20 protein-coding genes are annotated in these 24,680 nt (G+C 39.2%); 14 read left to right on the forward strand and 6 right to left on the reverse strand.

Annotated elements, in window-relative coordinates:
- The first annotated feature begins 2 nt into the window (after positions 1 to 2).
- The 7 genes from AZE41_RS00235 to AZE41_RS00260 all read left to right on the forward strand — a co-directional run bounded on the left by AZE41_RS00235 (position 3) and on the right by AZE41_RS00260 (position 7,884).
- The gene (locus tag AZE41_RS00235; RefSeq protein WP_067204153.1) at positions 3 to 791 is read left to right on the forward strand and encodes an MBL fold metallo-hydrolase; all 789 of its coding nucleotides are present in this window, start codon (positions 3 to 5) and stop codon (positions 789 to 791) included.
- A gap of 130 nt (positions 792 to 921) precedes the next feature.
- Positions 922 to 2,169 (forward strand): S1C family serine protease, encoded by a 1,248-nt coding sequence (locus AZE41_RS00240; protein ID WP_231885746.1) that lies wholly within the window; start codon positions 922 to 924, stop codon positions 2,167 to 2,169.
- A 168-nt stretch (positions 2,170 to 2,337) separates the two neighbouring features.
- Positions 2,338 to 2,502, forward strand: coding sequence for a CxxH/CxxC protein (locus AZE41_RS21980; RefSeq protein WP_082786443.1), 165 nt, complete (start codon positions 2,338 to 2,340; stop codon positions 2,500 to 2,502).
- Positions 2,503 to 2,581: 79 nt separating this feature from the next.
- Complete coding sequence (rlmH, locus tag AZE41_RS00245) at positions 2,582 to 3,061, forward strand: 23S rRNA (pseudouridine(1915)-N(3))-methyltransferase RlmH (RefSeq protein WP_067204158.1); 480 nt, start codon at positions 2,582 to 2,584, stop codon at positions 3,059 to 3,061.
- Between the two features lie 99 nt (positions 3,062 to 3,160).
- Positions 3,161 to 5,224 (forward strand): GAF domain-containing sensor histidine kinase, encoded by a 2,064-nt coding sequence (locus tag AZE41_RS00250; RefSeq protein WP_067204161.1) that lies wholly within the window; start codon positions 3,161 to 3,163, stop codon positions 5,222 to 5,224.
- Positions 5,225 to 5,620: 396 nt separating this feature from the next.
- Positions 5,621 to 7,123, forward strand: a complete 1,503-nt coding sequence (locus AZE41_RS00255; RefSeq protein WP_067204163.1) for a malate:quinone oxidoreductase — start codon at positions 5,621 to 5,623, stop codon at positions 7,121 to 7,123.
- 380 nt (positions 7,124 to 7,503) lie between these two features.
- On the forward strand, positions 7,504 to 7,884 hold the full coding sequence (locus tag AZE41_RS00260) for a VOC family protein (protein WP_067204165.1): 381 nt from the start codon (positions 7,504 to 7,506) through the stop codon (positions 7,882 to 7,884).
- A 140-nt stretch (positions 7,885 to 8,024) separates the two neighbouring features.
- On the opposite strand, the gene AZE41_RS00265 is transcribed toward AZE41_RS00260, so the two are convergent.
- Entirely contained in the window at positions 8,025 to 8,612 is a 588-nt protein-coding gene (locus AZE41_RS00265) for a GNAT family N-acetyltransferase (protein ID WP_067204168.1), read from the reverse strand.
- Positions 8,613 to 8,706: 94 nt separating this feature from the next.
- On the opposite strand from AZE41_RS00265, the gene pdxR reads away from it, so the two are divergent.
- A complete protein-coding gene (gene pdxR / locus AZE41_RS00270; protein WP_067204171.1) occupies positions 8,707 to 10,071 on the forward strand; it encodes a MocR-like pyridoxine biosynthesis transcription factor PdxR in 1,365 nt (454 codons plus the stop codon).
- 158 nt (positions 10,072 to 10,229) lie between these two features.
- Complete coding sequence (locus tag AZE41_RS00275; protein WP_067204173.1) at positions 10,230 to 10,571, forward strand: zinc ribbon domain-containing protein YjdM; 342 nt, start codon at positions 10,230 to 10,232, stop codon at positions 10,569 to 10,571.
- A gap of 996 nt (positions 10,572 to 11,567) precedes the next feature.
- Here AZE41_RS00275 and AZE41_RS00280 read toward each other — a convergent pair.
- Positions 11,568 to 12,758: a coenzyme F420-0:L-glutamate ligase gene (locus tag AZE41_RS00280; RefSeq protein ID WP_067204175.1), complete on the reverse strand. Its 1,191-nt coding sequence runs from the start codon at positions 12,756 to 12,758 to the stop codon at positions 11,568 to 11,570.
- A 123-nt stretch (positions 12,759 to 12,881) separates the two neighbouring features.
- Here AZE41_RS00280 and AZE41_RS00285 point away from each other — a divergent pair, with 123 nt between their 5' ends.
- Positions 12,882 to 13,772: a LysR family transcriptional regulator gene (locus AZE41_RS00285; protein ID WP_067204177.1), complete on the forward strand. Its 891-nt coding sequence runs from the start codon at positions 12,882 to 12,884 to the stop codon at positions 13,770 to 13,772.
- Positions 13,773 to 13,851: 79 nt separating this feature from the next.
- On the opposite strand, the gene AZE41_RS00290 is transcribed toward AZE41_RS00285, so the two are convergent.
- Positions 13,852 to 15,153, reverse strand: a complete 1,302-nt coding sequence (locus tag AZE41_RS00290) for a uracil/xanthine transporter (protein WP_067204180.1) — start codon at positions 15,151 to 15,153, stop codon at positions 13,852 to 13,854.
- Positions 15,154 to 16,212: a DctP family TRAP transporter solute-binding subunit gene (locus AZE41_RS00295; RefSeq protein WP_067204183.1), complete on the reverse strand. Its 1,059-nt coding sequence runs from the start codon at positions 16,210 to 16,212 to the stop codon at positions 15,154 to 15,156.
- Positions 16,213 to 16,298: 86 nt separating this feature from the next.
- Between AZE41_RS00295 and AZE41_RS00300 the strand changes: the two genes are divergently transcribed.
- The 4 genes from AZE41_RS00300 (at position 16,299) to AZE41_RS00315 (ending at position 20,918) form a co-directional block, all read left to right on the forward strand.
- A complete protein-coding gene (locus AZE41_RS00300; protein ID WP_067204186.1) occupies positions 16,299 to 17,900 on the forward strand; it encodes an ATP-binding protein in 1,602 nt (533 codons plus the stop codon).
- On the forward strand, positions 17,890 to 18,591 hold the full coding sequence (locus AZE41_RS00305; RefSeq protein WP_067204189.1) for a response regulator: 702 nt from the start codon (positions 17,890 to 17,892) through the stop codon (positions 18,589 to 18,591). The genes AZE41_RS00300 and AZE41_RS00305 overlap by 11 nt, the downstream gene beginning before the upstream one ends.
- A gap of 115 nt (positions 18,592 to 18,706) precedes the next feature.
- On the forward strand, positions 18,707 to 20,002 hold the full coding sequence (dctP, locus tag AZE41_RS00310) for a C4-dicarboxylate transporter DctP (protein ID WP_067204191.1): 1,296 nt from the start codon (positions 18,707 to 18,709) through the stop codon (positions 20,000 to 20,002).
- Between the two features lie 307 nt (positions 20,003 to 20,309).
- Positions 20,310 to 20,918 (forward strand): class I SAM-dependent methyltransferase, encoded by a 609-nt coding sequence (locus tag AZE41_RS00315; protein ID WP_067213786.1) that lies wholly within the window; start codon positions 20,310 to 20,312, stop codon positions 20,916 to 20,918.
- Positions 20,919 to 20,995: 77 nt separating this feature from the next.
- On the opposite strand, the gene AZE41_RS00320 is transcribed toward AZE41_RS00315, so the two are convergent.
- Together AZE41_RS00320 and AZE41_RS00325 are read right to left on the reverse strand one after the other, a co-directional pair.
- Positions 20,996 to 22,153, reverse strand: coding sequence for an alpha-hydroxy-acid oxidizing protein (locus AZE41_RS00320; RefSeq protein WP_067204193.1), 1,158 nt, complete (start codon positions 22,151 to 22,153; stop codon positions 20,996 to 20,998).
- A 574-nt stretch (positions 22,154 to 22,727) separates the two neighbouring features.
- Entirely contained in the window at positions 22,728 to 24,668 is a 1,941-nt protein-coding gene (locus tag AZE41_RS00325) for a GTP-binding protein (RefSeq protein ID WP_067204196.1), read from the reverse strand.
- Positions 24,669 to 24,680 lie beyond the last annotated feature (12 nt).

Here is a 24,680-nt window from a genome sequence, read left to right on the forward strand (position 1 = left end):
CAATGCGTTTTAGTGTCCTCGCAAGCGGCAGTAGCGGCAATGCGGTATTTATAGAGAGTGATGAACATACCTTTCTCGTGGATGCGGGATTTAGTGCGAAGAAGATGGACAGTTTAATGGCTGGCATTGATCGTTCTATGAAAAAAGTTGACGGTATCTTTGTAACGCACGAGCATAGTGACCATATAAAAGGGATTGGTGTTGTCGCACGGAAATATGGCACACCAATTTATGCGAATGAAAAAACATGGCAGGCGATGGACGGTCTTGTTGGCAATATTCCGCTCGAGCAGCGCTTTCAATTTGATATGGAAACGGTGAAATCATTCGGTTCACTCGATGTTCAGTCATTTGCTGTCTCGCATGATGCAGCTGATCCGATGTTTTATGTTTTCCATGAGAATGGCCGAAAATTGGCGGTCATTACAGATACAGGTTATGTGAGTGATAGGATGAAAGGGTTCATCCGCGGTGCAGATGCTTTTGTCTTTGAAAGCAATCATGATGTTAGTATGCTGCAGGTAGGACGCTATCCTTGGTCCGTCAAACGAAGAATTCTGAGTGATGTTGGACATGTATCTAACGAAGATGCTGCGGTTGCAATGAGTGAAGTTGTCGATCAAAAAGATACGAGAATCTATCTATCACATTTAAGTAAAGATAATAATATGAAAGATCTTGCAAGGATGAGTGTTACACAGACGCTGGAAACATGCGGTATCAGGACAGGTGAATTTGTTCATCTCTATGATACAGATGCAGATCAGCCGACTGAACTTGTCACAGTATAGAGTAATGTCTCTAGCCTTACCTTCAGGGGATTGTATAAAAACCTTGCTAAGGTAAGGTTTTTTATTTTGAAACGGTTGAAATAGGGTAATGTTAACTACAATGACATCATCATTAGAGAGGGAGAGGCGTATGGACGAACTAAATCAGAATCAGGCGAATGGAGAGCCGCAACCTTCTGCTCCTATGCCGGAAAGTACAGCGCGACATAGTCAAAAGCCGCCAAAAAGAAGAGGCGGCTTCATATCCGGCTTCATTGGAGTTGTAATCGGTGCATTACTTGTATGGTTCATCATGCAAGGCGAAAGTAGTACAAAGGAACAGTCGCTGGTTAATGGCTCGGAGCAGAAGGTCGATGCTATGCAAACAGAACGCATATCTCTTGATGTAAATAACGACGTTACTGACATTGTCGAGAAAGTGGCGGATTCAGTCGTTGGCGTAACGAATTTGAAGACAATTAGTGATCCTTGGTCGCCTGTAGAAACGACAAGGGAAACAGGTTCAGGTTCGGGTGTCATTTATAAAAAACAAGGGGACAAAGCATATATCGTAACGAATCATCACGTTATAGAAGGTGCACAAGAACTTGAAATTACTTTCGATGATGGTTCGAAGACAGACGGAAAAATCGTTGGTAGCGATATGTGGACTGACTTAGCTGTCATTGAAATTGACGCTAAACTTGTTAAAACAGTTATTGATTTTGGGGATTCAGATGCTTTGAAACGCGGTGAAACGGTCATTGCAATTGGTAATCCGCTCGGTCTCGGTTTTTCAGGTTCGGTAACCGTTGGCGTTGTATCCGGAAAAGATCGTTCGATTCCAATTGATTTTGATGAAAATGGCACAGTAGATTGGTTTGCAGATGCCTTACAAACCGATGCCGCCATTAATCCTGGTAACTCGGGAGGCGCGTTAATTAACCTTGCTGGCCAGCTTATTGGCATCAATTCCATGAAAGTATCGGAGGCAACGGTTGAAGGAATCGGACTTGCGATCCCCATCAATCTTGCAATGCCGATTATCGATCAACTTGAAGAACATGGTGAAGTAAACCGTCCGACAATGGGGGTTACATTACTCGATCTTCGAAGTATACCAGCTCAACAACAACGGGAAATGCTAAAGTTACCGGTGGATGTAACAGACGGGGTTGTCATCAATGAAGTAATGAGCAATTCTCCTGCCCAACTTGCTGGTGTAAAGCAGTATGATGTCATCGTTGAAATGGATGGCGAAAAAATTGAGGACATGGTCACCTTGCGTAAACATCTGTATAATTCGAAAGAAGTAGGCGACACAATGCAAATGAAAGTGTATCGCGATGGTCAATTGCTTGAAATTGAAATGGTGTTAAAAGACGGTAACTCATTCTAGTAATAAAAATTATACACAGATTACCATGAAAAACTTATCCACAACGGGTATAATAGCTAACAGCTAGCTATTATACCCGTTTTTTTATTGTATTCGCTGTTTGTGGATAAATCTAAATATTTGTGAATAACTTTGTGTGAAATAAAAAAGCTGAAAGTTGGGATAGAAATGAATACTTATAGCTGTGAAACTCATATAAACCATGCTTTAGACGTTTTTGTAGCGGAGCAAGGAAAGTTTCCAATCATGGAAGTTGTATCGGAGGAAGAAAAGTTATCCACAAAGTGCAACTACTGTGAAGAGCCTTCGATATATGTTGTGGCGAACAAATAGTCGGACACAAGATGTAGATAAGTGTTGTGGATATGTGCATAAGTTTTGTTTGTAATAAATAAAAAAGGGTGGATAACTTGTGAATATAACGATTGTGACAGTAGGTAAATTAAAAGAGAAGTATTTAAAAATGGGCATTGAGGAATTCTCAAAACGATTAGGCGCGTATGCAAAAGTTAATATAGTCGAAGTAGCGGATGAGAAAGCACCTGAATCATTAAGCGACGCCGATATGGAAATTGTGAAGAAAAAAGAAGCGGAGCGAATTCTGGCGAAATTTGGGTCGGATACGTATGTGATTGCACTTGCGATTGAAGGTAAGATGAAGACGTCAGAAGAGCTAGCGGCGGATTTAGAGTCGTTGATGACGTACGGACGTAGTAAGGTGGCATTTGTTATTGGTGGATCACTAGGACTGCATGACAGTGTGATAAAACGCGCGGATGAATTACTGTCCTTTTCGAAAATGACGTTTCCACATCAGATGATGAAGCTGATATTGTTGGAGCAGGTATATAGGGCTTTCAGGATAATGAAGAACGAACCGTATCATAAGTAAAAGAGATTTTTTATATGAAATGAGAGATAAAAATAACGTAACGTATAGATCCTGATTTTTAACTGAAATTTATAATGCCTATGATTGGGGACCGTGTGAATGTTAAGTGAACAGACGAGATATTCTAGGCTTGCGAACATAACCAAAATAATAAATACAAAGTTAGAACTACGCGAAGTATTACAGCGGGTAACAATGGCAATATCCGAAGAGGTTGTTCAATGTAACTCTGTTGGTATTTATTTACCCCAGAAGGATGGAACATTCAGAGGGTTTGCAGGAAAACCAGAAGTTATAAATGGTATAACGCTTGATACGCAGGTAATAGATGTTGAAATAGACTTACTAGCCAAAGAAGTTATTGAAACTCAAAAAACCATCTACATCCCTGATACCTCAAAGGATAATCGACCGGATCCGAGATCAGTTGAAGCCTTCCAAATTAAATCCTTATTAGCTCTGCCTATTGCATTTGGGCACGAGTTGTTTGGTCTGGTTTTTTTATTTGATTATGGAACACCAATGAACTTAACAGAGTCAGAAATTCAAAGTGTTGAAGCTTATGTGAATATGGCTGCAGTCGCAATTCAAAACGCAAATAATTTAAAACAAAAAGAAAGCCTTATTGCTGAAAAGCAATTATTACTTAATGTTACACGTGACTTATCGATGTGTTCTTCTGTAGAAGAATGTCTCGATAAATGTTTTTATTACTTAGGAAAAGTTTTAGATAGCAAAAGTATTGCTGCACATCTCCTAGATCCGTTAGAAAAAACAGCAATTAGATTAACGAAGTTAAGTAAAGACTGTGAGTGGTCACAGGCAGATTGGGTTGAGAACTTTAATAGTATAAGAATTGAGCAAAGTTATGAAACCCTGATGGAAAAGGTTATTGAAACAAAAAGTGTAATTTCCGGCCCGAATGAAGAAAGTAAGTATCTACTTATGATTCCGTTGGTTTCAATGGGAGAAGTATTAGGGGTAATAGCAGTTGTTAATGTAGAAGGGAAAGCTAATAATTACGATAAATCTCAAATTCAACTAGCAAAATCTATAGTTGACGCCACAGCCCCTACGTTTTCAAACTTGTTATATATGGACCAACTTGAAAACATGGTGGAAGAGCGAACAAGCGAATTAGCTACTGCTAATGAAAAAGTCACGAGTGTTATTGAAAGTATTACAGATGGATTCTTTGCATTGAATAAAGAATGGGAATTTATCTACTTAAATAAACATCAATATATACCACAAAAGAAAACAGCAGAAGATGTATTAGGTAAGAATATTTGGAATGTCTTCCCGAAGAGTGTGGATACAGTCATGTATAAAGAATTTCATCGTGCAATGTCAGAGCGAGTATCAGTACATTTCGAATATCTCTCAACCTCTGATGATTATTGGTACGAAGTAGTCGCTTATCCGTATGACGAGGGGATCTGCTGTCTTTTAAAAAATATAACGGAAAAAAAGAAATATGAGCAAGAATTGAAAAGGTTATCAAATTTAGACTTAATAGGGCAAATGGCGGCAGGTATTAGTCATGAGATTAGAAATCCAATGACAACAGTACGAGGGTTTTTGCAGTTATTAAAAAAAGAAGGCGAATTTGAAAAACATAATGGTTACTTTAATTTAATGATTGAAGAACTTGACCGGGCAAATTCTATTATTACTGAATTTCTTTCAATAGGTAATACAAGGACATCTGATTTAGAGATGTTAGATTTAAATTCAATTATTCGTGATATTACTCCTTTGATAAAAATCGATACATGTAATCAAAATAAACTTATTCAATTCGATATGAAAGACATCCCAGAACTACTTTTAAATCCTAATGAGATCCGACAATTAATAATAAACCTATATCGTAATGGCCTTGAAGCAATGAGCACAGGGAAAGTTCTATCCATCAGCACCTACAAGGAAGATGGAAATTGTGTAGTTCTTGCAATACGGGATCAAGGAGAAGGTATCAGTCCTCAGACAGTAGAGAAATTGGGTACTCCATTCTACACAACTAAGGATAATGGTACTGGATTGGGTTTAGGTATATGTTATGCCATTGTTGCCCGTCATAACGCAAAAATTGAAATTCAAACAGGATCTGAAGGAACTACTTTTTTTGTTAAATTTGACACCTACATAGGACTCCGTTGAATTCGCTATGGTGTTAGGAGATGCCTTCACTCAGATTATAGAGGTATTCATTTGTTCAAGATTAAATTAAAGTTAATCATAAAAAACTACTTTAGATTTGTCGTGGAAGTAAAATTTGAAGTGTCGATCCAATGGTAACGGCAAACAAGAGCTTTACCCTTTGCAAGAAGCTAGGGTAAAGCCGTGGATTTTTGAGTGTTCCTATAGACGTTCGGCTTTACTATCTTTTAAATCGACTATAACTACTATATAATAGAAGTTATTCCGATCCATGAATAATTGTAAAAATTGAGACAGAAAAGATATGTGTCTAGGTCACTCCTTAGCTTGCTATAACGCCTAAGCAGGAGCGCCTACATCCTTTCTGCGAATACTAGGGTATAAAGGATGGTAAAAATGAGTAACCAAAAAACTAAAACAGACGTTATCTTAATTGGTGCCGGAGTTATGAGTGCGACTTTGGGGACAATGCTAAAAGAATTAGTACCAGAATGGAATATTAAAGTGTTTGAGAAGCTCGCAAATGCGGGGGAGGAAAGCTCTAACGAATGGAATAATGCAGGAACTGGCCATGCGGCACTGTGTGAGCTTAACTACACCAGTGAAAAACCAGACGGATCTGTAGATATTAGCAAAGCTATAAAAATCAATGAACAGTTTCAGCTTTCAATGCAGTTTTGGTCATATCTTGTAAACAATAAGCTGATTAACAATCCGCAGGATTTTATCATGTCATTGCCTCATATGAGCATGGTACAAGGAGAACAAAATGTAGCATTTTTAAAGAAACGTTTTGAAGCGATGTCAAATAACCCGTTGTTCAAAGGGATGGAATTTTCCGCTGATCCAGGAAAACTAATGGAATGGATTCCGCTAATTATGCAGGGCCGTCCATCAAATGATGCGATAGCAGCAACAAAAATCGACACCGGAACGGACGTCAACTTCGGTGCTTTAACGCGCATGTTGTTTGACCACTTACAGTCTAAAAATGTCGATATCAATTACAAGCATAGTGTTGATGCTATTAAACGTACGAATGATGGCTCATGGGAATTGAAAGTGAAGAATGTCGATAGCGGTAGCATCGAACGCCATACTGCAAAATTTGTCTTTATCGGAGGCGGCGGAGGAAGTCTGCATCTACTACAAAAAACCGGTATTCCTGAAGGAAAGCATATTGGTGGATTCCCAGTAAGCGGAATCTTCATGGTGTGTAATAATCCGGATGTTGTGGCGCAGCATCACGCAAAAGTATACGGAAAAGCGCAGGTTGGCGCTCCACCAATGTCTGTTCCGCATCTGGACACAAGATTTATCGACAATAAAAAGTCATTGCTATTTGGACCATTTGCCGGCTTTTCACCAAAGTTCTTAAAGACGGGTTCAATGTTAGATTTAATAACTTCTGTCAAACCAAATAATGTGTTGACGATGTTATCGGCAGGCGCAAAAGAAATGTCATTGACAAAGTACCTGATTCAGCAACTTATGTTATCGAAAGAACAGCGTATGAAAGAGTTACAAGAGTTTATCCCGAATGCCAAAATTGAAGAATGGGATTTTGTAGTAGCGGGCCAACGTGTACAAGTTATCAAAGATACTGAGGCGGGCGGTAAAGGAACACTTCAATTTGGTACGGAAGTTATTACTGCAGCAGATGGATCGATTGCAGCATTGCTAGGCGCTTCTCCGGGTGCTTCTACTGCCGTACACGTTATGTTTGATGTCATTAAAAAATGCTTCCCGCAATATATCGAAGAATGGGAACCAAAATTGAAAGAAATGGTTCCCTCGTATGGCATGTCGCTAATGGAAAATCCAGAGCTTTTGCACGAAATGCATGCTTCAACAGCGCAGACGCTTGGTCTAAGCGAAAACTTGCCGGAGCCTAGCTAATACTAAATTGAGATGAAGTAATAAAACACGGAACCTTTAATCAGTCTTCAGATTAAAGGTTCTTTTTTCAAAGTACGTAGTCAGTGAATCGTATCATGAGTAAATGGGGTCTTTTACACCGAATTACTTCAATTGATTAACCACTTTCTTGCATAAAGAGCAGAAAGGATAGGCTTCAAAACCCCCGTTTTCACTTGATTGTTTCCGGTTTGCTTTCGGCGAACCATACATCGAGACATCTTGGTAATCGTATAGAGGTCGTTTAATCCAAAGATACTGTACACGAAGCACCTAGTGTTTGATGCAGTTACTTACTAGTTGTTTTTGGTTAATCAACACATGTTAGTACACAAACAAATTACTGATAGGGAGTGAACAATATGATTACAAAAATCGGTCAAATTATGTTATATGTCAATAACCAAGATGAGACAGTGAAGTTTTGGACGGAAAAAGTAGGATTTAGCGTCATTTCAGAAGAAGATAATGGCCAAGGAATGAGATGGATTGAAATCGCTCCAACAAAGGACGCGGAAACAACTATCATACTTCACAATAAGGAACTCATTGCTAAAATGCAGCCGGAATTAAATCTTCAAACACCTTCATTACTGCTTTTCTCAGAGAATCTTGATGAATTATACAGAGACTTTAAGGATAAACAGATCACAGTTGGAGACATGGTAACGATGCCTTCTGGCAGAGTATTTAATTTTGCGGATAATGAAGGAAATTACTTTGCGGTTTTGGAAAGAAAGTGAGCTTCTGACTAATGAAAAAATAAGTGCAAAAACGACTTAGAACATACTTCTTAGTCGTTTTTGTATTGGAATACTTCCTTTTATATTTATTTAACCCTTGAGAGAATTATGTGGTGTCTCCTACTCGATAAAGTACGGGTTTATTTTTGATAACTCTCCATTAAGCCTTCTATACGCTGTTTTACTTCAGGCCAATCCTCTTCTATTACGCTATACATAACCGTATGTCGCACCGTTCCATTAGGTCTAATCATATGATTACGTAAAACCCCTTCTTTTTTAGCACCAATCCGTTCAATAGCTTTTTGAGATTGGCTATTTTCATGACCTGTTTTAAGTTGTACTCGTTGAAACTGTAGTTGATTAAAGCAGTAAGATAGTAGCAAGTATTTACACTCTGTATTGATGTTTGTGCGCCAAAATGACGGATGCAGCCAAGTATGACCGATTTCTAACCGTTTATGTGCAGTGGAAATATCGAAAAATCGCGTAGAGCCAATTATTTCATTTGTTGCTCGAAGCACAATGACAAAAGGGTATTCCGTTCCTGTTTCCCGATTAACTAATGCCTGTTCAATATAGGTCTGTACGTCTTCTTTCGTTTTTAATGTATCCAACATATGCGTCCAAATACGCTCGTCTTGGCAATGTGCATATATGCCATCTACATCATTTTTGGTCATTGGTCTTAAAACAACAGCATCTCCGTATAATTGAATAGTTTCCATGAACCATCACTCCTTTATTTCATTACACCTTAACTTTGATATGATTAGAAGTACCAAATTGTATAAAAGCAACCATACCAGGGGAGTGATTTTTATGGAGTTGTCATTCAATGGAGATGACCCGTATTATCTTCAAATATATAGGCAAATTAGAGAAAAAATCATACAGCATCATCTTCTCCTACATACGAAGTTACCTCCAAAACGGCAACTTGCAAGGGATTTAGGTGTTAGTGTGCATACAATTCAGGAAGCATATGCTCAATTAATAGCTGAAGGCTATATCGAAAGTAAAGAGCGATCTGGTTACTTTGTTGCTGCTTATGATTATGAGCGCCTTGTTTCGAAACAACAGCAACTATATAGTGCAACCTCCGAAATTGTTGAAATTGACATTGACATCGACTTTCACTCAGGCCATGTAGCGAAGGATGTTTTTCCTTTTAAGACTTGGAAAAAGCTATTGAATCGACATATAGGAGATGCCTCATTTACCATGAGTCCTTGGCAAGGTGAATGGCGCCTACGCCAAGAAATTGCTGCCTATGTTCAACAATCTCGTGGTGTATCATGCGCGCCGAATCAAGTCTTCGTTAGTAGTGGTACACAGACCCAATTGCATATGATTTGTCAGTTTTTCTATGAAGCAGCGTCTGTTGCTATTGAAGACCCGGGATTTATTCGTGCTAAAGCTGTTTTTGAACAACAGCGAATACCTTATGAATCGATTCCAGTAGATGAATTAGGAGTGACTGTTCCGAGTAAATCACATCAGTTTCTCTACACAACGCCAGCACATCAATTTCCACTGGGGATGATTTTACCGATACAACGAAGAATTGAGTTAATTAATTGGGCCCATCAAAACAATGCTTACATCATTGAGGATGATTATGACGGCGAATTTCGCTATAAAGGAAAGCCTATACCCTCCCTTGCTGAGCTTGATGAAATGAAGAGAGTCATTTATTTTGGTACATTTTCAAAGACACTTATTCCATCTCTTCGTATGAGTTACTTTGTTTTGCCTATCAAGCTTGTAGAGCCATTTGAGCAGAAGTTTGCACTTCAAAAGTCAACGGTATCTCGAATGGACCAACTTACCCTTGCTGACTTTATGAGGGAAGATTATTGGAGACGACATCTCGATAAAATGCGGACGATTTATCGACAAAAACAGAGGACAATTTTAAAGGCAATTCATCACTATTTATCGCCTGAATATGAAGTCATCGGGGAGAGCTCTGGTCTGCATATCGTTTTAAAGTTACCTGCTGATTTAACGGAAGAAGATGCTATTGAATTAGCGAAAGTAATTCATATTCGTATTTATCCAGTTTCAAATTCTTACGTCAATGTAAAATCAACTAATTTAGTTTTACTCGGATATGGTGGGCTTTCTATTGAGGACATTACTCGTGGAATTCAATTACTTGCAAAGGTTTGGCAGGAAAGATAGTAAGGGGCTATTCTTGTCGTGCATTCGCAACTGTGAGCAAAATGTTTACCAAGCATTCTAGATAGGACAGGTTTAAATAAAGAGCTTCAAGGAAGGTTTGTCAATACGGGAAGACTGTGAGAGGATATAAGCATATAACGAATGGAGGAAATGAAATTATGCCTAATTTACCAAATTGTCCAAAATGTAATTCTGAATATACATACGAAGATGGTAATCTTTTTGTTTGCCCAGAATGTGCCCATGAATGGTCTTTAGGAGCAGAAGCTGAAAATAGTGAGGAAACAAAAGTTTATAAAGACTCAAATGGAAATGTCTTGAACGATGGTGATTCTGTAACAGTCATCAAAGACCTTAAAGTAAAGGGAAGTTCATTAGTCGTTAAAAAAGGTACAAAAGTAAAAGGAATACGGTTAATTGACGAGGACCATGACATTGATTGTAAAATTGATGGTATTGGAGCTATGAAATTAAAAACGGAATTTGTTAAAAAGTTATAAGTTACTTTTCACTTCAAAGTACTTGGCTGTACACATAGAAAAAGCTAGGCGACGAGAGCCTAGCTTTTTTTATCATTTATCACATCTGTTGATTGACTATTTTCTTGCACAAGATACTGGTAAGATAGGTGCAAAATCCTTAATTTGGACTAGTTCGTTTCCGGCTCGCTTTCGGATAAAATAATCACGACAGTTTTACCGAGGGACAAGTGTGGCTAGAAGGGACTTCGTCACTTCTAGTCACACCCTTGGGGAGGAATTGCAGTTCATTCCTCCTAGGTCATCTTGTAGCAATTAGTTACCTGTCGCGTACCTACAACGTTCAAGTGAAAATTGCAGTTGCTTGGAAAATAAGAATAGATGACTTTTCACAGAAGTTATTAGTGCCCGAAGATACAATTTTGGGCACGTTTGCACGTTGTCCAATGCGTTCCTTAATTGCTTTTAGCAAACATCATATGATGCCCTATGGAAAGTGACACTTCTTTAAATTTTTTTAAAAAAATCCTATAGAGAGGAATTGAGCAGCCCAAATTGTATCTTTGGCAGCCTTTATCCAGATAAGAAATCACTAATCTTCTGGTCCAAAAAGCTTTAGAACTTCGCGTGAAGCCAATGAAAAAGTTCTTTTTTTATAGAAAGAACTAGTTGATTGTAGTGAAGAGCGGCGACTCCAGCGGGAACAGCGCGAGCTGAAGACCCCGCAGGAACGCAGTGACGAGGAGGCTGAAGCCGTGCCCGCGGAAAGCGTCCGCTCGAAACGGAAATCAAAGGGATTGAAGGAAATCGTAATTTTTCAGTGCCCTCCTTCGTGTACCTTTGACTTTGGGGAGCGACTGATGAACGACCACCATACGATTACTGAAAAAGCTCAATAGGGGTACGACGAAGTCGCATCCCTATTGAGCAAGATATCTCGGTACTGGTATAGGAGTCGTTCAATCCAAAGAGATCTAAAAGTAACTGTACTCAGGACGCTTAGTGTTTAAGTAATTTTTATTTTGTGAAGTTATCGAAATAGCCTTGTATAAAGACGATAGGTGTACCTTTATCTCCGCTTCCTGATGTTAAATCAGATAGAGAGCCAATAAGGTCGGTAAGTTTTCTTGGTGTAGTACCTTGTGCTTCCATTGCTCCTACAAGATCATCGTCTTTATCGGTAATGAATTGTGATATAGCTTGTTTAAGGTCATCGCCTCTTAAATCGGCAAAGTTATTGTCGGCAAGATATTTTAATTTTATTTCATTAGGTGTACCGTCAAGCCCTGGTGTGTAAGCTGGTGATACGACTGGATCCGCAAGTTCCCATATCTTACCGACTGGATCTTTAAACGCTCCATCTCCGTAAATCATGACTTCAATATCTTTGCCAGTCTTTTCTTTGAGTATATGCTGTATGTTATCAACGACAGGTTGGCAATTACGTGGGAACAGTTTTACATCATCTTCAGTTGATTTATTTGACCCAAGCAGCCCATAATCTTCGTTATAACCGCTACCATCCATAGACTCGGCTAATATGTCATCGAGGCTATAAACGCTAATGCCACCATTTGCTTTTAATATTTTTTTCGTTCTAAATCTCGTGTGTATATCACAAGTAAGAACATGTTTTGTGTAATCTAAAATCGTTTTTGGACTGTTTGAGAATATAACTTCACATTCAATGCCGTATTCTTCAACTAATGATTTATAGTAATCAATATAGTCAACGCCAGTAAAAGTATGTTTATTATAGCCAAAGTGGCCGCGGAACTGTTCTTCCGTTAAAACGTCTGTCCAAGGGTTAATTCCTTTTTCATCAAGCATGTCCAGATCCACAAGGTGATTCCCAACTTCATCAGAAGGATAGCTAAGCATTAAAACAACTTTTTTAACGCCTTTTGCAATACCTCGAAGGCAGATTGCAAAACGATTACGACTTAAAATAGGGAATATTACTCCAACAGTTTCTTCTCCGAACTTTGAACTAACGTCTTTAGCAATATGATCAATCGTTGCATAATTCCCTTGAGCTCGAGCAACAATGGATTCTGTTATAGAAACAATATCTTTATCATTAAATGTAAAGCCTTCAACTTCGGAAGCTTTTAACACACTTTCTACTACTATATCCTCAATATTATCTCCACGATTTATTATTGGGCAACGGAGGCCTCTTGCAACTGTTCCAACTATTCTTTCCAATGGAATCGCTCCTTAATATTACAAAGTATATTTATATTAACTAACTTTCTATCTGTACTATACAACGCATTAGTGGTATAAGTAAAATTAATATAACAAATGGTCGGTATAAGGGGTGCTTATATGGTTAGTAAATTAGATTTATATAAAATATTTTGTCAAGTAGGAAAAAGCGAGAGTTTTTCCAAGGCTGCAAAAGATCTTTATATGACGCAACCAGCAGTTAGTCAGGCAATCATGCAGTTGGAAAGGGAATTAGATACACGTCTTTTTTATAGAAGTCCAAAAGGCGTATCTCTGACAAATGAAGGTAGTCTGCTATTTGAATACGCCAATTCGGCTATTAATTTAATTCATGTCGGAGAAGAAAAGATTTTAGAATTTAAAAACTTAACGACAGGTGAATTAAAGATAGGTGTAGGAGATACAATTTCAAGGTATTTTCTACTTCCCTATTTGGAGGCTTTTCACATTAGATATCCAAATATAAAATTTACGATTGTAAATGGTACGACATTGGAACTCTGTTCGATTTTAAAATCAGGTGGAGTAGATGTTGCTGTTTGTAACTTCCCGATTGACGATCCTACATTAGAACTGAAGCCATGTATTGATATCCAGGATACATTTGTTTATGGGGAAAGGTTTAAGAAAATATTGGCTAAACCCTTAAGCCTACATGAATTAGTAAAGCTTCCATTAATTTTTCTTGAATCGAAATCAAACTCGAGAAAGTATGTAGAGGATTATATGATTTCTAAAGGTATAAAGATTTCACCGGAATTTGAATTAGGTTCACATGACTTATTATTAGAGTTTGCTAAAATAAATTTAGGGATAGCGTGTGTAACAAAAGAGTTTTCTCAAGAGTATTTAAATAAAGGATTGTTATATGAAGTACAACTAAATGAAAAGATACCGACGAGAAGTATAGGCGTATGCTTTTTAAAAAGTGTACCATTATCACGAGCCTCAACAAAATTCGTTGAGATTGTAGAAGGCAAACAGCTGTAAATTACTTTTCACCTATACCCGGTACCCACATTTATTAACGGTTAGATTGGAACTTCTGATATAACGGAAATAGTCCTAATCATGACATCACTCGCTTCTGTTGACCGAGATAATGCAAAAGCTCTATAAAAAGTGCAGCCAAAATCCCCATTAGCATGCCGTTCGAAAGGATTGGGCGTATAAGCTGTGGAATCGTTGTAAAGGCCGTTGCCGGTAATGTCATAATCGATAGTCCTAATAACACCGGTAAAGCGATGCGATAGACTGTAGTGGGTTCGAATGTCAGGCCTTCTATGTTGCGAATTGCTGAGCGGAACAGCTGTAAATAAGCAACAAACAGTACTGTGTTACCAACGCTATGCGGAATTGTTGAGAAAAAGGCACTTAACTGTGGAACCGATCCCAAGAGGATGAATAACATGGATCCTACAAAAAACGGTGCTCTTTCGCGAATTCCAGTTGACTGCAAAAATCCTAATGATGAAGCGTAGGGTGCATAGGGGACAAGTCCAAGCACGCCTGAAGCTGTCGACAACATCCCTGTTAGGAAGAAGGAGGCACGGTACTGCTTGGGAGTTGTCTCCTGTTCAAAAACATCTTCTGCCCCTTTCAATGTGGCAATCGTATTCGTAGTGTTTAATAATCCAGTAATGACCACCGTAATGACGATGCCCCACTCAAAAGCGGGTTGCCCCCAAGGAAACCAGGTAAGGAAAGGGGTCGTTTTAATTGTCTCTGTTACTTCCGCAGGAAACAGCAGGGCGGCAGCAATCCATCCGACTGTCATTCCGATGAGCAAATTCAAGCTGCTAATAATTCCTTTTCCTTTTACATGGATAAGGATCGTCAGTGCGGCGAGAGTAAATGAAAAACAGGCGACTTTTACATCTATAGAATCACCTATATTGAGGCCAATCATTCCTTTTAGAAAAATAGTGATGAGCTGATTAGCTAGTAATAGGAGAAAAACAAACATTACGATGGGTGTAAACCATTTCTTTAACACCTCTCCCATACCCAAAATACCGAAAACTGCGACAATAATGCCCGAAATTATAACCCCAACTGCAATGCTGCCACCAATCGTAGTTAGTTCGAGATTCATCGTACTGGCCGTAGCAGCCAAGCTTAGGATGACGCCCCACCACAGTCCAGATTGACCCTCCATTAATGCTAAACGATGCCCGATAAGCCCTTGCAGCATACAGGCCACTCCTGTGAAGATGAAGGAGCGTTGAATGGCGGATACAATTTCAATGGATTCCAACTGAAAAGCACTGCCGACAGAAATAGGAATGACGACTGTATTGGCAAACATAAAGAACAGCCACTGAAATCCCGCTAGTAAAGTGATAGACGCCCCTACTGACTTAGTTTCCATTCAATCCACTCCTCTATAAGTAGCCCCTAATTCTTTTATATCTTCAACCAATTTACTGCCAATTGTAGTTGAAAGAATATCGTATACAGGGTACAGTTCCTTTATCCATTCCTGTTTTTCAATATCACTAAGTTCATGAATCTGAATAGATGAGTTACGTTTGATAAGTTCAAGTTGCTCTTCGTTCATCAGTATAGAATGCCGGTCGTTCCAGGCGGTTGTCTCATCCATAGCTTCAAGTAGGATTTGCTGAGTGTTTTTTGTTTGCTGATCCCAGACTTTTTGATCCATCATCACGACGTAACCTAGGTATCCATGATTACTGATCGTCAAATGTTTTTGAACGTTATAGAACTTTTTAGAATGGATATTTGAAATCGTGTTCTCTTCACCATCAACATGTCCGGCTTCGATTAAGTTATAGGTAGAATTAAATGATTCTTGTTGCGCCTTAGCGCCTAATAGATCATATTGGGCTTGAATGACATCACTTTTCATAATCCTGATTTTTTGCCCTTTCAGATCTTGTGGTGTAACAATAGGGCCTTTGTTTGATGTGATTTGTTTAAAACCATTGGACCAATGGGCGAGTCCAACAATTCCATTTTTTTGCAATGAGTTTAGCAGGTGTTCACCGATAGGCCCATGTATTCCTTTGTGAATAGCTTCATGATTAGGGAAGGCGAATGGTAGATCGAGAACACCCCATTCAGGAGAAAGTACTCCAAGTTTTGAGGTGGAGGTAGCTATTATATGTACTTGCCCTTCTTTTAAGGCATTAATATCATCTATATCAGAAAACAAACTTCCGTTTGGGAAGACGACGATCTTTATATGACCATTTGATTTCTCATTAACGAGCTCAGCAAACTTGTCGGCTGCACGTCCTTTCGGCGTATTCTCGGCAACAACATGGCTAAATTTAAAAATGATTTGATCACTGAGTCCTTCCTGATCATCGTCATAAACAAGTTCATCATGAGGAAATAGATTATAGTATCCTAAAACAATAGCAATACCAGTGCCTAAAAGGAGCATATAAACAAATATGTTTTTCACCGTAAGCCTCCTATTACTTCGTTAGTGTAAGCATACTCAGAAAATTGCGATTCGTAAAGATGAATAGTAGGAAAGGGGAACTGAAAATGAGACAATTGCCTATACGTTGGAAAATTATGACTTTATCTTATGCGGTAGTTATCTTTTCATTGTTAATCGGCGGGATTGTCATCATTGCTAACATTCAACAAAAAGAGGAAAAAGAATTAAGAATCAGATCTATGAACACGGCACGAACTGTAGCTGAACTATCAGATATAAGAAAAGCAGTCCAAGAACCAATAGGGTGGAAAATAGTGAACCCCGTTGTCGATGAAATAAGACTCATTAATAATACGGATTATGTTGTTGTCATGAATATGGATGGAATTCGGTATTCTCATCCTGTAAAGGAAATGCTAGGAAAACCCTCGACAGGTGAGGATGAAAAGCCGGCATTTGCGGAGCATATCTATTTTTCAAAGGCAGAAGGAGAGATTGGTACCGTTATTCGGGCATTTGTACCGATTAAGGATTCAGACTTAAACCAAATCGGTGTTGTGGTCGTTGGCAATAAAATCCCGAGTTTTATTGAAATTATGGGCGATTTAACAAAAGACATTCTTATAATTGTTGTATTAACATTATTATTTGGCTTGATAGGTTCAGCAATGCTTGCTAATCATATTAAAAAACAGATGTTTCAGTTGGAGCCATATGAAATTAAGAGAATGCATGAAGAAAGAACAGCTACTTTTCATTCAATGAATGAAGGCGTTATTGCAATCGACAATAAAGAAGTTATTACGATATTTAATGAAAAAGCAAAGATGATATTTAATGTAAAAGGAAATTTTATAGGTCAACCAATTCGCGATGTACTGAAGGACACAAGGCTTCCTGAAATTGTTGAAAGAAATAAGGCGGTATATAATGAGGAGATAAAGGTAAGCGGAAAAGTGATCGTAAGTAATCGTATACCGATTAAAAAGGATAACGAGTTAATTGGTGCTGTAGCAATCTTTCAGGATCGTACAGAAGTGACTAAGCTCGCCGAAGAATTAACAGGTGTCAAAAACTTTGTAGAAGCATTGCGGGTTCAAAGCCATGAACATATGAACAAACTTCATACGATAGCTGGTTTAATTCAGCTCGGGAAACCTGAAAAAGCGTTGCAACTTGCTTTTAATACATCGGAAGAGCAAGAAAATGTAACAAGTTTTCTGAATGAAAAAATTAAAAATGACGCAGTTGCAGGTCTCCTTTTAAGCAAAGTAAGAAGGGGAAAAGAATTAGGGATTACTGTTGAGGTTGATCAAAATAGTTATTTTGCCGCCTTTCCCAATCAACTAGACCAACATGACTTTGTTGTGTTATTAGGTAATCTACTAGAAAATGCTTTTGGGGCGTTCGATCAAATTGAGACTGAGGATAAAAGAATTGATATTAGTTTTGAACAGTCAGCTTACGTGTGTGCCGTATTGGTTGAGGATAATGGATCTGGCATGAGCGAAGAATACCTACCAAGACTTTATGAAAAAGGATTTACGATGAACAAATCTGAAGGTACTGGTTACGGACTTTTTTTGATAAAACAGATCGTTGATAAAGGGAGAGGCAAAATTGACCTTTCATCCCAACAGGGTGAAGGAACTTCAATCATTATTACCTTCCCAATGGAAGTGGAGGATGAGTTGTATGACGTGTAAAGAAGAAATAAAGGTACTACTGATTGAAGACGATCCAATGGTTCAAGAAGTAAATAGAGAGTTTATTGAAAGTGTAAAAGGATTCCGAGTAGTGGCCGTCGCTAGTAATGGCGAAGAGGGAATTAGACTTTTGAAAGAGTTAAGTCCAGACCTTGTAGTATTAGATATTTATATGCCAAAAAAAGACGGGATCAAGACATTACAAGAGTTCAGAAAACAAAAATTGGAGGCAGATGTGATTGTCGTATCTGCCGCTAAAGACAGCGAAACAATTAAGCTTATGCTTCAAAATGGTGCGATGGATTATATTATTAAGCCATTTAAAATTCAGCGAATTCAGCAGGCATTGGAGAAATATCGGAAATACAGGACAAGCTTGAATGCATCTGAAGTGATCTCACAAGAACAGCTTGATTTACTGATTTACTCCGAGCATTCAAAGAAAATCACGGGCAACAATTTACCAAAAGGTTTGAATGAATTCACCTTAAATGAAATTACGATGTATGTACAGAACCAAGACGGTCCGCGCTCTGCCGAAGAGGTGGCAGGTGCAATCGGAATAGCTAGAGTGACTGCTCGCCGCTATTTAGATTACCTGGAAAAAAGCGGTGGCATTACCCTCGATGTCCAATACGGAGGGGTTGGAAGACCTATAAATCGTTATGTATCCAATGAGCAAAAAAAGTAAGACCAAAAAGACCAAAATAGCCGTTATGACCATAAACTTCTCACACCCTACTGAAAGCGCTATCATTTGTATTAATTAGTAATGATGAAGTATTCAGTTTAAAGGGGGATTAAAGGTGAGAATATTTAAGAATTTAACCGTTCAGGTAGTAATCGCAATTGTGATTGGGGTAGTAGTGGGGCTCGTGTGGCCAAACGTCGGAAAAGAAATGAAGCCACTAGGAGATACTTTTATAAATGCTGTGAAAATGGTCATAGCCCCTATTATATTCTTAACGATTGTACTTGGGATCGCGAAAATGGGAGATATGAAAAAGGTTGGTAAAGTTGGTGGTAAGGCTCTTATTTACTTCGAGGTTGTTACAACATTAGCGCTTGTTATTGGGTTAATCGTTGTTAATCTTGTAAAACCAGGAGCAGGACTCAACTACAATGAACTTGAAAAAGGCGATGTATCAAAATATACTGCTGAAGGTGGACAAAGTATTAACTGGATTGAGTTTGTCACTCAAATTGTTCCTTCTAATATGGTCGATGCGTTTGCAAAAGGCGATATTCTACAAGTGTTATTCTTCTCCATTTTATTTGGTGTAGGCCTTGCCGCTCTTGGCGAGAAGGGCAAATTGGTTATAGAGTTCATGGATAAACTCTCGCTCGTCTTCTTTAAAATTATAGGTTATATCATGAGAGCAGCCCCGATTGGCGCATTTGCAGCGATGGCATATACAATTGGTCATTACGGGCTGACTTCACTGGTACCACTGGGTAAATTAATGATGTCAGTCTATATTACAATGTTTTTATTCATCTTTGTCATATTAAATATCATTTGTAAGATGAATGGATTTAGCTTATGGAATTACCTGAAATTCATCAAGGAAGAAATACTAATCGTCTTAGGTACAAGTTCTTCAGAATCTGTTCTGCCAAGAATGATGGATAAGATGGAGCGTTACGGAGCATCAAAATCTGTTGTTGGCCTCGTAATCCCGACAGGTTATTCCTTTAATCTTGATGGTACATCTATTTATCTTTCAATGGCGGTCGTCTTTTTGGCGCAAGTGTTTGGTGTCGACTTAACACTAGGACAACAAATTACAGTAATATTAATATTAATGTTAACCTCTAAGGGAGCTGCGGGCGTTACAGGCAGCGGATTCATCGTTTTAGCTTCAACTTTAGCGGCATTACAAATCATTCCTCTTGAAGGGTTAGCATTGCTTCTTGGTGTGGATCGTTTTATGAGTGAAGGACGTGCGATTGTGAATTTAATCGGAAACGGAATCGCTACAATGGTAGTGGCGAAAAGTGTTAATGAATTTGATACAACGAAACATCTGGAAGCTATTTCCGAAATGAAAGCCACCAAGAAGGCTGGGCAAGTAGCTGTATTGAACTCGACGCTTAAGTAAGGATGGAGAATGATAGTAAGGCATATAACGCTAAATTAACCACAATAGCAAAGAGTATATATGTTGAACAATTGGATACCTAAATAAACTGAGCGAAGGCGCCTTATAAGGAGTAGCCGATGCCCTAGGACTGGCGGCGAAGCTGCTTGGCTTAGGGCGGGAGGCATCCCCAAGCGCTGTAGCGGATTTAAAGGGAATCTTTATTTCAACTTATCTAGAATAAAAAACTTGGGCATGTTTTCAAAATGTCCAAGTTTTTTTCGGGTGTTTTGATACAATGGGTATAAACAAGTTGGGAGAAATGGCTATGTATGATAAAGAATGCGATCGGTTACTGCGCATTAATACTGTTGGAGTGCGTGAATGGCTGCATCAGTCCTCTCATTATAACCGCTACGAAGCGACACCCTATAAGGCATTGGATGATTTTTTTGAGGTCTATGAATTAAAGAAAACCGACAGATTAGTGGATTTTGGGTGTGGCAAAGGCAGGCTGCCATTTTATATACATAATCGATGTGGTGTTTCGGTTACAGGCATTGAAATGAGTGGGCAACTGTATCAGGAAGCACTTGAAAACCAAGCAAGTTATATGCAAAAAGTCAAACGGTCAAACACGTTCATCAGCTTTGAATGCCGTCTGGCAGAGGAATATGAAGTGGAGGCGGAGGATAACCGGTTTTATTTCTTCAATCCTTTTTCAATCCAGATTTTCATGACGGTTATTGCTAACGTTCTACGGTCAGTCGACCAGCACAAGCGATCTGTAGATATTATCCTTTACTATCCAACAAGTGATTATATTGAGTTCCTTGAAACGAGCACTCCTTTTGAGCTGATAAAGGGAGTAAAGGTGTCCAGCATGCATGAAAAAGACCCCAACGAACTTTTTTTGGTGTTTCGACTTGGAGATTAATCCGACAAAAAGTAAAGCCACGTTCCAGGCGGAACGTGGCTTTACTTTTCTCTTATAGATGAAGTATTTCGTTATTTTTAAAAAGCTTTAGGAGTATTCGTTGTTAGTAAGTTGCGAAGATCTTTTAAAGCAGAAACGCCCGATAATGAAATGGAAACTTTCATTTCTTGAAGGATATTCTCCAATACTTTTTCAACGCCTTTTTGTCCATCTACCGCTAATCCGTACACGAATGGCCTGCCGATTAAAACTGCATCAGCCCCCAGTGCAAGTGCTTTGACAACATCTGTGCCTCGACGAACTCCGCTATCTAATAGTACAGGAATTTCACCTCCTACCGCTTCTACGATTGCTGGTAGAGCATCAATACTAGTAATAACCCCGTCAAGCTGACGCCCGCCGTGGTTTGAAACGATAATGCCATCAATGCCGTTTTCGATAGCGAGCTTTGCATCTGCCGGATGTAAAATCCCTTTTAAGAGGATTGGCAAGGACGTTCTTTTCTTTAACTCCATGACGTTGGCCCAACTAAGTGTAGGGTGGTAAACGTTATCCAGTATCCCTTGAATGATGGAGTCAAAATCGTTAGTTGGAATGGAGGACAAAAATACCGGATCTGTTTCATAGTTCGCTTTGCCGAATCCTAGTTTCAAAGGGGAATATTGATTGCGTACGTCCTCTTCACGCCATCCCATCATTACTGTGTCAACTGTTAAGACAATGGCCTCAAAACCAGCTTCCTCGGCTCTCTTGACCATGCTATAACCAATTTCATCGTTAGTGCTTGACCAGTAGAGCTGAAACCATTTTGGACTGTCGCCAGTAGCTTCTGCAACCTCCTCAATTGAAAAGCCAGATACTGTACTTTGAATGAATGGAATGCCAAGCGTGGCTGCTGCTTTAGCGGTAGCAATCTCGCCCTCTTCATGTGCGATTTTTTGCATGCCCACAGGTGCAATTAATAGAGGAGAAGGATATGTATGGCCGAATAATTTTACAGACGTGTCCAATGTAGAAACATCATTTAGAAATCGGGGGACAATGGAATACTTTGAAAAAGAGGAGACGTTTTTTCGCAACGTCTCTTCACCACCCGCCCCAGACTGGATATAGCCGAATGCACCAGCGGGCATCTTTTCTTTAGCAGCCGCTTCCAATTCTTTGAATGAAACCGGAAATGATTCATCAGGTGTGATGTTTTGTAATAGTAAGTCGTTGTTTCTAGTTAAAGTCAAATCGATTCATACCCTTCATAAGGAAATTGGATTTCTTTTAATAAAAAACACTTGAATCTTTGAAATAAGTTTTACTAACTGGCCGCTCTTCTAAGAAGTTTTTCATAGAATTAATAATAGTAGTAATCGTATATTCATTTGAAATTAAAGTCAATCGCGATTTATTTAAAATAGTCTAAAAGTACAGGCGGTCTGTGCTGCATGAATAAAACAACAATGGGTCACGTCTGTTGATTAACCATTTATTCGAATAAAATACTGGTGAGCAGGGCTTGGAATAATCCTTTTTCACTGGATCATTTCCGGTTCGCTTTCGGCGAATTAATCACGACATATTTACCGTGAGGCAAGTGTGGCTAGAAGTGACTCCGTCACTTCTAGCCACACTTTTTTCAGTAATCCTGTTGCGAATAGTTGCGTGTCGCATTCCTACATATCTAGACGTCCCAGTAATCGTATAGAAGTCACTCTATCCAAAGCAGTCCAAAGTCAACTATACACATAGCGCCCAGTAGGTGATCACGTTACTCACTGGTTACTTTGGTTAATCAACAGACATGACAATGGGTTTTATTTATAAACAATGCATTGCCTTCTCGGCTTCATCCCACGGGACGGAATAGCCTTTTCCTTTGGTCAAGAAAATGGAAGTGGATGAGTATTCGGGATCCGCTTCTTTGTTATAACCGATTTCTTCAATGACTTGTTCCTGGTTATGACAGCGGTCATAGCCCCCGAATAACAGGCTAAGCGTTCCTTTACCGTGGGTGAATGAAGCAAAGACGGTGCTGTAATTCATAAAAGTAGCAACTGGCACACGCCCTTTTACAATAACTTTTTCGCCAATTGTTTCTGGTGCGTCAAAGCTGCCATGTGCTTGTTGAATGTCTGACAGCACTCTTCCCATATTATCCAAGTCCACTTTTATTTTGAAATCGTAGTAGGGTTCGAGCAACGTATTGGGTACTTGTTCTAAACCTTGTCGCAGAGCCCGGAAAGTAGCCTCTCTAAAGTCACCTCCAGATGTGTACTCGTTATGACTTCGTCCTGTCAGTAACGTTACTTTGACATCTGTGAGAGCTGAGCCGGTTAATAAACCATGATGCTCTCGTTCGAATAAATGGCTGCGTACTACGTTTTGGTGACCAATAAGTAAATCGTTTGCATGGCAGACGTTGTCGAACTGTATGCCACTATTCCTTTCGGTTGGTTCAATTAAAAGATGTACTTCCGCGTAATGCCTTAAAGGCTCAAAATGACCATAACCCGTTACGGATGTTTCAATGGTTTCCTTATACAGGATTTTAGGTTCGCCGAAGGAGACTTGAATCGAAAAACGCTCGTTAACAATTTGTTGGAGTACTTCGAGCTGGATGACGCCCATAACGTGAACATGAATTTCTTGGAAATGTTCATCCCAGAAGACGCGCAAAGAAGGATCCTCCGCATCGAGTAGGTTAAAACATCGAAGTACTTCTTTTACATGGATGGCAGCGTCGAAAATCACTTTTGACTTAAGGGTAGGCATCATGTCAAAGGTCGCTTTTTCTTTTAGCGCTCCAACACCGTCACCAATGGATGCTTGCGTTAACCCAGTAACGGCGAACAGTTCACCGGCATGAACATGGTCGATTGCTTTGAACTTACTACCGTTATAGACGCGTATCTGTGTCACTTTCTCCGTGAAATCTCCATAATTCACTCCATCCCTGACACTTAGCGTACCGCTTAGTGATTTAAGGAAAGTGACCCTGTTACCACTGTCATCATGGCGGATTTTATAGACCTGTGCAGCGAAATCACTATCATCATCGTAAGAAGTTGTTGTCAATAAATCGAGCTTCTCGAAAAACGCCATGACACCAATGTCCTTGAGTGCAGAACCGCTGGAGAGGGCGAAGATTTTATTGTCGCTAATCATTTTCTTTAATGTTGCAAGCCACAAATCGTTGTCGTAACCTGATTCCAAATAGGTCTCAAGAAGTGCTTCATCACGTTCTGCGATAAATTCAATGAGTTCATCTTCCATAATTCCTTCATTGAAAGAGGATGTAAGGTCACAGATGTCTTCCGATAGATTGGTGCGAATTTCATGGAGTACACTTGCAATGTCGGTTCCTTCACGGTCCGTTTTATTGATGAAAAAGAATGTGGGTACCTGATGTTTGCGGAGCAGTTGCCAGACGGTTTCCGTATGACCTTCCACGCCATCGCTTGCGCTAATGATAATAATGGCATAGTCCATTACTTGAATTGCGCGTTCCATTTCAGGAGAAAAATCGACGTGTCCAGGTGTGTCGATAATGTAGTAGGTAGATCCGTTATAGGAAATGGATGCCTGGTCTGCAAAAACCGTAATACCTCTTTCTTTCTCGATTGTATGGCTATCGAGGAAAGCGTCTTTATGGTCCACGCGCCCTCTTTGTTTAATGCTTTTTGTATGATAAAGCAGTTGTTCAGAAAAAGTTGTTTTTCCTGCATCTACATGTGCAAGTATGCCAATTGTTTTATACATGATGTCACTCCT

The sequence above is a fragment of the Sporosarcina psychrophila genome (assembly GCF_001590685.1).
Taxonomy (GTDB): Bacteria; Bacillota; Bacilli; order Bacillales_A; family Planococcaceae; genus Sporosarcina; species Sporosarcina psychrophila.

Excerpts from the sequence above, each read along its gene's own strand:
- AZE41_RS00235 (WP_067204153.1), top strand. The coding sequence starts at position 3 with ATGCGTTTTAGTGTCCTCGCAAGCGGCAGTAGCGGCAATGCGGTATTT.
- AZE41_RS00240 (WP_231885746.1), top strand. The coding sequence starts at position 922 with ATGGACGAACTAAATCAGAATCAGGCGAATGGAGAGCCGCAACCTTCT.
- AZE41_RS21980 (WP_082786443.1), top strand. The coding sequence starts at position 2,338 with ATGAATACTTATAGCTGTGAAACTCATATAAACCATGCTTTAGACGTT.
- AZE41_RS00250 (WP_067204161.1), top strand. The coding sequence starts at position 3,161 with ATGTTAAGTGAACAGACGAGATATTCTAGGCTTGCGAACATAACCAAA.
- AZE41_RS00255 (WP_067204163.1), top strand. The coding sequence starts at position 5,621 with ATGAGTAACCAAAAAACTAAAACAGACGTTATCTTAATTGGTGCCGGA.
- AZE41_RS00260 (WP_067204165.1), top strand. The coding sequence starts at position 7,504 with ATGATTACAAAAATCGGTCAAATTATGTTATATGTCAATAACCAAGAT.
- AZE41_RS00265 (WP_067204168.1), bottom strand. The coding sequence starts at position 8,612 with ATGGAAACTATTCAATTATACGGAGATGCTGTTGTTTTAAGACCAATG.
- pdxR (WP_067204171.1), top strand. The coding sequence starts at position 8,707 with ATGGAGTTGTCATTCAATGGAGATGACCCGTATTATCTTCAAATATAT.
- AZE41_RS00275 (WP_067204173.1), top strand. The coding sequence starts at position 10,230 with ATGCCTAATTTACCAAATTGTCCAAAATGTAATTCTGAATATACATAC.
- AZE41_RS00285 (WP_067204177.1), top strand. The coding sequence starts at position 12,882 with ATGGTTAGTAAATTAGATTTATATAAAATATTTTGTCAAGTAGGAAAA.
- AZE41_RS00290 (WP_067204180.1), bottom strand. The coding sequence starts at position 15,153 with ATGGAAACTAAGTCAGTAGGGGCGTCTATCACTTTACTAGCGGGATTT.
- AZE41_RS00300 (WP_067204186.1), top strand. The coding sequence starts at position 16,299 with ATGAGACAATTGCCTATACGTTGGAAAATTATGACTTTATCTTATGCG.
- AZE41_RS00305 (WP_067204189.1), top strand. The coding sequence starts at position 17,890 with ATGACGTGTAAAGAAGAAATAAAGGTACTACTGATTGAAGACGATCCA.
- AZE41_RS00315 (WP_067213786.1), top strand. The coding sequence starts at position 20,310 with ATGTATGATAAAGAATGCGATCGGTTACTGCGCATTAATACTGTTGGA.
- AZE41_RS00325 (WP_067204196.1), bottom strand. The coding sequence starts at position 24,668 with ATGTATAAAACAATTGGCATACTTGCACATGTAGATGCAGGAAAAACA.